Here is a 7,722-nt window from a genome sequence, read left to right on the forward strand (position 1 = left end):
CTCGATCGCCCGCGCTTCCTCGCGCGGAAAGCGCCGGATATCGATGACGTCTGTTGGTTTGAAGGCCCAGATGAACGCCTGAATCCACGGCAGTACCGTGGGCAGCAGGCCGGCCCAGCCCATCAGCTTGACCGCTTCCGCTTCCGGGTGATGGCGCGCGAGCGCGATCCGCCCCGGCAACCCGGCAATCCAGATGTAGGTGAGGATCCCGGCACCGCCTGCAAGGAATCCCGTGGCGAATGTCACGTAGTCCCAGAACCCGAGTTCGAATCCGAGCATGTCACGCTCCCTGGTGAGTACGCACCCGCGCAAGCGCGTCCTTTGCGCTGTCGCTCCAGAAAATCGATCAAGGCCGGGTCTTGCCTCGAGACACATGGCCGGCATCATCGCTCGATATCAAAGACTATGCGCGCGGCGGACACGCCACTAGTGGACCAAGGTCCAATAGCGACAAAACACAGCGTGGAATAAAGGACTCCCGTTAGCGACGGCGAGCGTGATTCTGAAGTAAGCGCATCTATTTCCCAAGCCGGGCAGCGGCGCGAGCGAGACTTTGACTGCCCTGTCCAATGGTCTGTCCATTTCGAGGATCAGATAAATCGCTCCGGAGGCCGAGAGCGCGCACAGGATCAAAGCCGCGAATATCGTCGCGTTATTGCGCCTCGGGATATTGGACCATGGTCCGGTTGAATCGAGCCGGCGGGCCGGTACGCATGGCTCCCGAAGGTGAAGTACGCGCTCCTAGAAAGGGCATCGCGAACATGTGTTGCCGCGGACAACGCGGCCAGGTACTGCGCGTCATTGGCAGAAGATGACGGTCAGTATGAGCGGCACGACCTGACGAACGAGGGCATTGCTGTGGGCGTCACGTAGCCGCGCTTCGACGGCGTCTGCTGAACCGATCACCACCACGCCGTACGCCGAGTCCGCAACAGGCTCGCCACTTCCCTGCTTGAACTGGCTATCGTCACGCTGGTATCCGAGGACGGTGTGGACGCGAAAGCCAAATGCCGTCAGCTTGGCGCCGGGCGTCGGCCGGAATGCGTTGACCGAGTTCCGTTCGACCCTGGTCGGATTCGGATCTATTTCGTGATTGTCCAGAAGCTCCGCGATGAACTCGTGTGCGCTCGAACTGCAATCGAGGTGCGAATCGAGCGCACGGGCATGCGACGAATTCGAAACGGACAGCATGCTTAACACGATAAGCAGGGTGGGTGTGCAGGCCGGCCACTTTTTCATGGAAGTGGTAGAGGGGTTCGAGAGCGTGTCAACTGACCAATCCATCGGCCGGTCTGGATTCAGGCTTTCCATATTCCAGCGGGTGCAGCGGAAAGCGCGCTGGTCATTCGGATTCTTGCTGGATCTTGCCCCGAAACACCCAGTAGACGCCCGCGGTGTAGATCGCGATCACGGGCAGCACCACCACGCCGCCATAGAACATGAAACTCAGCGATGCCTCCGGCGCGGCGGCTTTGCCCACGGTGATCGAATACGGAACCATGTAAGGCCAGAACATGACGCCGAGCGTCAGGTAGGAGGCCAGGACGAACAACACGGTGAGCGCGAACGTCAACCCGTCGCGCCGCGCTCGTGCGCTCATGACGGCGCTCCCCAACGCCGCAATCGCGGCAACCGGGAAGACGAGTCCCCAGGCACGATCGCGCAGGTGACTCTGCGCCACTGCGCCCGCGTCGACGGTCAGCGACACGGTGAAAGCCAGCCCAAGGAGTACGAACACGATCGCCGCGAGCCAGCCAATGCGTCTGTATGCCCAGTCGCGCAATGCGCCCTCGCTCTTGAGGACGATCCAGCCTGCGCCGAGCAGCGCATAGCCGAACACGAGACCAATACCCGTCAGAACCGAGAACGGGTGCAGCCAGTCGAACGACGTGCCTGCGAACTGCTCGTTTGCCACCGGGATGCCGCGCATGAGCGCGCCCACCGCTGCACCCTGGGCGAAGGCGACCACCGTCGATCCGAGAAAGAAGCCCGCGTCCCAGAGCTTGCGCGCCCGGACGCTCCGGTAGCGAAACTCGAATGCGATACCCCGAAAGATCAGGCCGACGAGCAGCAGCAGCAACGGCAAATAGAAGGCGCCCATGAACACGGCATAGACGACCGGGAAGCTGGCGAACAGACCTGCGCCGATCACGACCAGCCAGGTCTCGTTGCCGTCCCAGAACGGAGCGATGGTGCTCATCATCTGCGACCGGTGGCCTTCGTCTCGCGTGCTGCCGAACAGAATGCCAACCCCCAGATCCAGACCGTCCAGCACCACGTATACGAGGATGGAGGCAGCAATGACGGCGGCCCAGAAGAGCGCCAGGTTGCTCGGCTGCAGTTCACTCATGGCTTGCTCCCCGCGTCGGCGTCGGCGGTCTTTTCGGTCCGCGCGGCGATGGCCATCGGCCGGCTGGCCGTGACGTTGGTCAGCACCGTGTCTTCGACGCGCGGCCCGTCGCGCAAGAGCTTGTAAATGTAGTAGATGCCGAACGAGACGAAGAGAAAGTAGACGACGATGTAGATGATCAACGAGGTCAATACGTCGTTGGTCGTCAGCGCTGGCGTGATCGCGTCCCGGGTGCGCAGCAAGCCGTATACGACCCACGGCTGGCGGCCGACTTCCGCCGTGTACCAGCCGGTGAGGATTGCGATGAAGCCTGTCGGAAATGAAAGGAACGTGGCCCACAGAAACCAGCGCGACGTTTCCAGCTTCCCGCGCCAGCGCAGCAGGTTGCCCACCCACGACACAGCCAGCATGATGAGGCCCATGCCGACCATCAGACGAAAGGCGAAGAACGGAATCAGTACCGGGGGGCGGTCCTCGCGAGGGAACGATTCCAGCCCGACTTCGGCCGAGGTGAAATTCCCTGATGCGATGAAACTGCCCAGCTTCGGCACGGTAATGGCGTAGAGGTTGCGCTCGTTTGCTTCATCGGGAATGGCGATCAGCACTTCGTCTGCTGGCTGCTGGTTCTTCCAGCGCGCTTCGATCGCGGCGAACTTGGCGGGCTGGTGCTTCAGCACGTATTCGCCGGTCAGGTGCCCGAAAAACAACTGCACGGGGATCACTACTGCGACCAGCGCCAGCCCCCAGCGGAGCATCACGCGTCCTTCGTCGCGATGCACGCCGCGCAGGAGATACCACGCGCCTGTGGCGGCCACGCACATCGCACTGGTCAGGAAGGCGGCAAGCAACATGTGCGGCCAGCGGACCATCTGCACCGGACCGAGCACGATCTGCTTCCAGTCGGAGGGAACGATCTTGCCATCCACGATCGTGTGGCCGAGCGGGACCTGCATCCAGCTGTTGTTAGCAAGAATCCAGAACGACGAGAACATCGTGCCCAACGCCACCATGCAGCAGGAAAAGAAGTAGAACCATGGCGACACGCGGTCGCGCCCGAGCAGCAAGACACCGAAGAATGTTGCCTCGAGCATGAAGGCCGTGAAGCCCTCGTAGCCCAGCAGCGGGCCCTGGATCGATCCCGTCTTCACCGCGAGCACGCCCCAGTTGGTGCCGAACTGGAAGGCCATCACGATTCCGGTGACCACGCCCATGCCGAAGGATACCGCGAAGATCGGCCGCCAGAAGTCGAACACTCTGCGGTACAGCGGGTTGCCGGTCACGAGGCGCGCGCCCTCGATCGTCGCCAGCCATGCTGCCAGCCCGATCGTGAAAGCCGGGAAGATGATATGAAAGCTGATGACGAACCCGAACTGGATGCGCGAGAGGATGACAGGGTCAAGTTCCATGCTCACTTCCACTCAGATGGGCTCGTGGTCCGGGGGCCTGCCAGCCTCGATGACGCATGGGCCGATGTGTTTGGCCACCGCCGCCGTCCGGTGTGGTGCAGATCGCCGTTCTTGCAAGTAAACGTGCTGCCTCTGATCTCGATGGCGCAAATCGTCCCGTGACGAGTGATCGACATCATGCGCCATTGGCAGACTAGGCAATCGGCCGGCGCGCCGGTATTGGACCATGGTCCAATATGCGCGCGCGACATGCCGTCATACGCTGAATAGGCGCCGATGATGCGTCAGATGCCGAATCGATTTTCCGAGTTCACAAGTATTGAACTGGTCCTAGAAAAATTTCGCAGCAGCCTCGCATACACCACGGTTTTCCGAATGGAGCGCTCGTCATGATCAAGTATCTTCTGCTCATTCTTACCGTCCCGTTGTTGCTGATCGGGTCGGCCTGTTCAACTCAGGAAACCGCGAAAGTCGGCAACGACCCGGCATTGGAGGCGAAGGCGCGCGAGACCCTTGCGAAGCTGTTTCAGACGACGCCCAAGGCCAAGGATATTCAATACCAGGCAAAAGCTGTCCTGGTGTTCCCGAATCTCGTCAAGGCTGGCTTCGTCGTGGGCGCTCAGGCCGGCGACGGCGTGATGTTCGCCGCTGACGGAAAGGTACTGGGTTACTACAATGCATCGGCGCTTTCGTATGGCCTGCAGGCAGGCGTGCAGGAGTTCTCTGAAGCGATTTTCCTCATGAACGATAACGCCAGGAAGTATCTCGATAGCGTGGACGGTTGGTCTGTCGGCATCGGACCGAGCATCGTGGTCGTGGATGAGGGCGTTGCCAGGTCACTGACCACGACTACGCTGCAATCCGATGTCTACGCGTTCCTCTTTCATCAGGAAGGCCTGATGGCCGGTATGGGGATGCAAGGCCAGAAGATCACGAAGATCAGCCGTTGAAAAGTTTGCCATCTCCGCGTCTGTTCAACGGGCTGCCGATTGCAAGCGGTGCAAGCGGTGCAAGCGGTGCAAGCGGTGCAAGCGGTGGCTCGTTGATTCCACGAGGTTCGACGCGTTACCGCGAAGGCTTTGCCGTCCTCGACCCGGCATATCGCCGTGAGTCTGCCGCATTCACATTCATTGGCGCAGCGCTGACACGGTTGCCACCTTCTGCGCAAGCGCCGCGCGCCTGAGCATGTTCCGCGCTTACGCGGCCTCGCCGCTGCCGCATACGCCGGCGTCGGCTTGCAGTTGCGTCAGATGTCGCAGCAGCTTTGTCACCATCGCAACGACCGTGAACGCGACGATCACGAAGAACACTGCGAGCGGCGTCAGGCTCGTCACCGACACGAAGCCGGCGAGCGCCATCATCGCGGACGACACGAGCAGCAGCGCACATCCGAGGATCGCGCTCGTCAGGCCGGCGATGTGCGGGAAGAGCGAATTGCCCTTGGCCATCAGCGTCGGATACATCACGCCCGCGCAGAACCCCATCACGAGTACGGGTGCCGCAAGCGTCCACACACGCAGGCCGACCGTCAGCGCCAGCAGCAGCATTGCTACCGCCGTGGCCGCCATCACGCCCGCACTGATGCGCAGCCGCTGCTCCGCGGTTGGCATACGCGGGCCTTGCAGGCGGTTCAACAGTCCGCCCAGCAGATACATCATTCCGATGCCCAGCGCGAGGTAGCCGAAATAGGTCGGCGCCTCGTGCAGCGTGTTCTGCACCATGAACGGCCCGACGATGTTGAACACGAGCAGGATGCTGTAGCACAGGCCCTGCGCAAGGAAACAGCTGCGAAATACCGGGCTCGAAAGCACCTTGCCCGCGTTGGCCATCAGCGTGCGCGGCTCGAGTGCCACCGGTCGCGGCAACGTTTCTCGATAGCGCCACAGCAAGCCCCACATCACCACAGAATGGACGAGCAGGAAGACGAGGCAAGCCTGCCAGCCGAACCAGGTCTGCAGGTGGGCGCCGATCACCGGCGCGACGATCGGTGCGAGCCCCCACGCGATCGACATGTAGGTGAACGCGTGCATCAACGCCTGCCCGGAGAACGAATCGGTGATGATCGCCTTCGCGAGCAGGTTGGTGGTGGCAATGCCGAAGCCCTGCAGGCAGCGGGCGAGAAGGAATGTTTCCAGATTCGTCGCCGCGAGCGACAAGAGGCAGCCGATCGTGAAGATGACGAGCCCGAAAGCCAGCACGCGCTTGCGCCCGTAAGCGTCGGCTATGGGTCCGAAGACGAGCTGGCCGAGCGCATAGGCGGCCATGTAGCCGGAAACGCTGGTCTGGATCGCTTGAGACGACGTCGCGAAGTAGCGCGCCATCGCGGGCAGCGCGGGCACATAGATGTCGATCGCGAACTGGCCGGCGGAAGCGTACAGGCAGACCAGAAAGAGCAGGAAGCGCGGCGAGTTCGATGCGCGCGCCGGATTGACGGAGCGATCGCGGATATCGTGGTTCATGAAAACGTCGAAGAAGCGAAAACCGGTGACGCGGCGTCAGCCGGTTCGGATGTCGAGCGAAGCCTGAGTGCGGTGGCGTCGTCGCGTTGTGTGCGTGTCGTCTCGCGGGTCGGCGCGAACCCGGATTCTACGCGTATTGAGTCGCTGTGGACCAGACCGAATCTGATGCTGGTTGATTTCTCGTACTGGCCTAATTCGGAATTTGGCAGCGCCCCGGCTTACATCGTGCAAGGAAAGTTCGAAGGAGCAAGGGCTGAAACCTGTCGGCGCCTACGGGTTTTTACTGGTCCGGGCGATGTCGATACCGGTGCCGCCGAACCGTCGTAGAAGCATGTCCAACTTCCAAAGTGAAAGGCGAACACACCATGACTACCGGAACCGTCCAACTCCACCGCGTCTTGCGCGCCATTCCCGAACGCATCTATCGCGCCTTCCTCGAACCCGATGCGATAGCGAAATGGCTGCCGCCCTACGGATTCACCTGTCAGGTCCACCATATGGACGCCCGGGTTGGTGGCACGTACAAGATGTCGTTCCGTAACTTCGGCTCGGGCAACAGCCACTCGTTTGGCGGCGAGTACGTCGAGCTGGTGCCGTTCGAGAAGATCCGCTACTCGGACCGATTCGACGACCCGAACCTGCCCGGCCAGATGCACGCCACGATTTCATTGCGGCAGGTGTCCTGCGGAACCGAACTCACCATCGTGCAGGAAGGCGTGCCCGAAGTCATTCCTGTGGAAATGTGCTACCTCGGCTGGCAGGAATCGCTGGTTCAGTTGGCCAAGCTGGTCGAGCCCGAAATCCCGGACTGACGCCGCCTGCACAGGCCTGCACTCCGTCGGCGGGGGCACCTCAAGACCCTCTCCGGCAAATTCGGCGCGGCTTCATGCAAGTTCGCGATTCTCGCGCTCGAAGGCGTCCAATCAGGACAGAACTCGCCCGCCGCCCCCGTGCGGCCCGCGTCCGAGCCGAATACCCCTCCCGCCGCGAGGGGTGCTGGAATTCCTCCCCTTCCGTATTCTTGCTGCATGACTTCACGCGCTATCGCGACACGTTCCATGTGCGCGTAGCGGCATTCGAAGCCGTTCGAGCCGCGGGCCCTGCGTGATGAACTTCCGACTCCGCTCATTGAGTTGATCCGGACTTTGTCACGGTCGCAAGTCCCGCGGCGCCCATCCGTTCCAAATGTTCAGACCGAATCGTCGTCGTGGCGAAGAGACCGTGGTCACGCAGCGGAACTCTCCGGACGACCCCTTGCATGCGCGAAGAGCGGCACGTTTTGTCAGTGAAAGGGCGGATTCGGATGGCGGTTATGACGGCGCGCGACGTTAGGATTGGACATCCGGATCGCGCGCGGACAACGCCAAACTTTCGCGACGCCCTGCAATATTCAGAAAGAGACCCCAAATGACATACACCGCACCTTTGAAAGACATGCTGTTCGTCATCGACGAACTCGCCGACATCGAACATGTCGCCACGCTGCCCGGCTTCGAGGACGCGAATC

Annotated in this window: 9 protein-coding genes; 4 read left to right on the forward strand and 5 right to left on the reverse strand. The window is 61.6% G+C overall.

Going from position 1 to position 7,722, the window contains the following annotated elements:
* The 4 genes from BG61_RS39625 to BG61_RS37185 form a co-directional block, all read right to left on the reverse strand.
* Positions 1-279 (reverse strand): DUF3302 domain-containing protein (locus BG61_RS39625; protein ID WP_051673009.1); only part of this gene is annotated, 279 nt, incomplete at its 3' end.
* A 519-nt stretch (positions 280-798) separates the two neighbouring features.
* On the reverse strand, positions 799-1,311 hold the full coding sequence (locus tag BG61_RS37175) for a hypothetical protein (protein ID WP_232256337.1): 513 nt from the start codon (positions 1,309-1,311) through the stop codon (positions 799-801).
* A gap of 31 nt (positions 1,312-1,342) precedes the next feature.
* Complete coding sequence (cydB, locus tag BG61_RS37180) at positions 1,343-2,350, reverse strand: cytochrome d ubiquinol oxidase subunit II (protein ID WP_035935933.1); 1,008 nt, start codon at positions 2,348-2,350, stop codon at positions 1,343-1,345.
* Complete coding sequence (locus BG61_RS37185) at positions 2,347-3,756, reverse strand: cytochrome ubiquinol oxidase subunit I (RefSeq protein ID WP_035935930.1); 1,410 nt, start codon at positions 3,754-3,756, stop codon at positions 2,347-2,349. Before BG61_RS37185 ends, cydB begins: the two co-directional genes overlap by 4 nt.
* Before the next feature lie 389 nt (positions 3,757-4,145).
* Here BG61_RS37185 and BG61_RS37190 point away from each other — a divergent pair, with 389 nt between their 5' ends.
* Positions 4,146-4,706 carry a lipid-binding SYLF domain-containing protein gene (locus BG61_RS37190; protein WP_035935928.1) on the forward strand — a complete coding sequence of 187 codons (561 nt, stop codon included), beginning with the start codon at positions 4,146-4,148 and terminating at the stop codon, positions 4,704-4,706.
* Positions 4,707-4,952: 246 nt separating this feature from the next.
* Here BG61_RS37190 and BG61_RS37195 read toward each other — a convergent pair whose 3' ends face one another.
* Positions 4,953-6,215, reverse strand: coding sequence for a multidrug effflux MFS transporter (locus BG61_RS37195; RefSeq protein ID WP_035935926.1), 1,263 nt, complete (start codon positions 6,213-6,215; stop codon positions 4,953-4,955).
* Here BG61_RS37195 and BG61_RS42550 point away from each other — a divergent pair.
* The 3 genes from BG61_RS42550 to BG61_RS41045 all read left to right on the forward strand — a co-directional run.
* Entirely contained in the window at positions 6,207-6,542 is a 336-nt protein-coding gene (locus tag BG61_RS42550) for a hypothetical protein (protein WP_129572217.1), read from the forward strand. The two genes, BG61_RS37195 and BG61_RS42550, sit on opposite strands and share 9 nt — an antisense overlap.
* A gap of 38 nt (positions 6,543-6,580) precedes the next feature.
* Complete coding sequence (locus BG61_RS37200) at positions 6,581-7,027, forward strand: SRPBCC family protein (RefSeq protein WP_035935924.1); 447 nt, start codon at positions 6,581-6,583, stop codon at positions 7,025-7,027.
* Between the two features lie 595 nt (positions 7,028-7,622).
* Positions 7,623-7,722, forward strand: a 100-nt coding sequence (locus tag BG61_RS41045; protein WP_152565286.1) for an acyl-CoA dehydrogenase N-terminal domain-containing protein, incomplete at its 3' end; no start/stop codon positions are given.

The organism is Caballeronia glathei (genome assembly GCF_000698595.1).
GTDB lineage: Bacteria > Pseudomonadota > Gammaproteobacteria > Burkholderiales > Burkholderiaceae > Caballeronia > Caballeronia glathei.

Bases quoted from the DNA above. Each gene is read 5' to 3' on its own strand.
- BG61_RS37195 (WP_035935926.1), bottom strand. From the start codon at position 6,215: ATGAACCACGATATCCGCGATCGCTCCGTCAATCCGGCGCGCGCATCG.
- BG61_RS37200 (WP_035935924.1), top strand. From the start codon at position 6,581: ATGACTACCGGAACCGTCCAACTCCACCGCGTCTTGCGCGCCATTCCC.
- cydB (WP_035935933.1), bottom strand. From the start codon at position 2,350: ATGAGTGAACTGCAGCCGAGCAACCTGGCGCTCTTCTGGGCCGCCGTC.
- BG61_RS37190 (WP_035935928.1), top strand. From the start codon at position 4,146: ATGATCAAGTATCTTCTGCTCATTCTTACCGTCCCGTTGTTGCTGATC.
- BG61_RS37175 (WP_232256337.1), bottom strand. From the start codon at position 1,311: ATGGAAAGCCTGAATCCAGACCGGCCGATGGATTGGTCAGTTGACACG.
- BG61_RS37185 (WP_035935930.1), bottom strand. From the start codon at position 3,756: ATGGAACTTGACCCTGTCATCCTCTCGCGCATCCAGTTCGGGTTCGTC.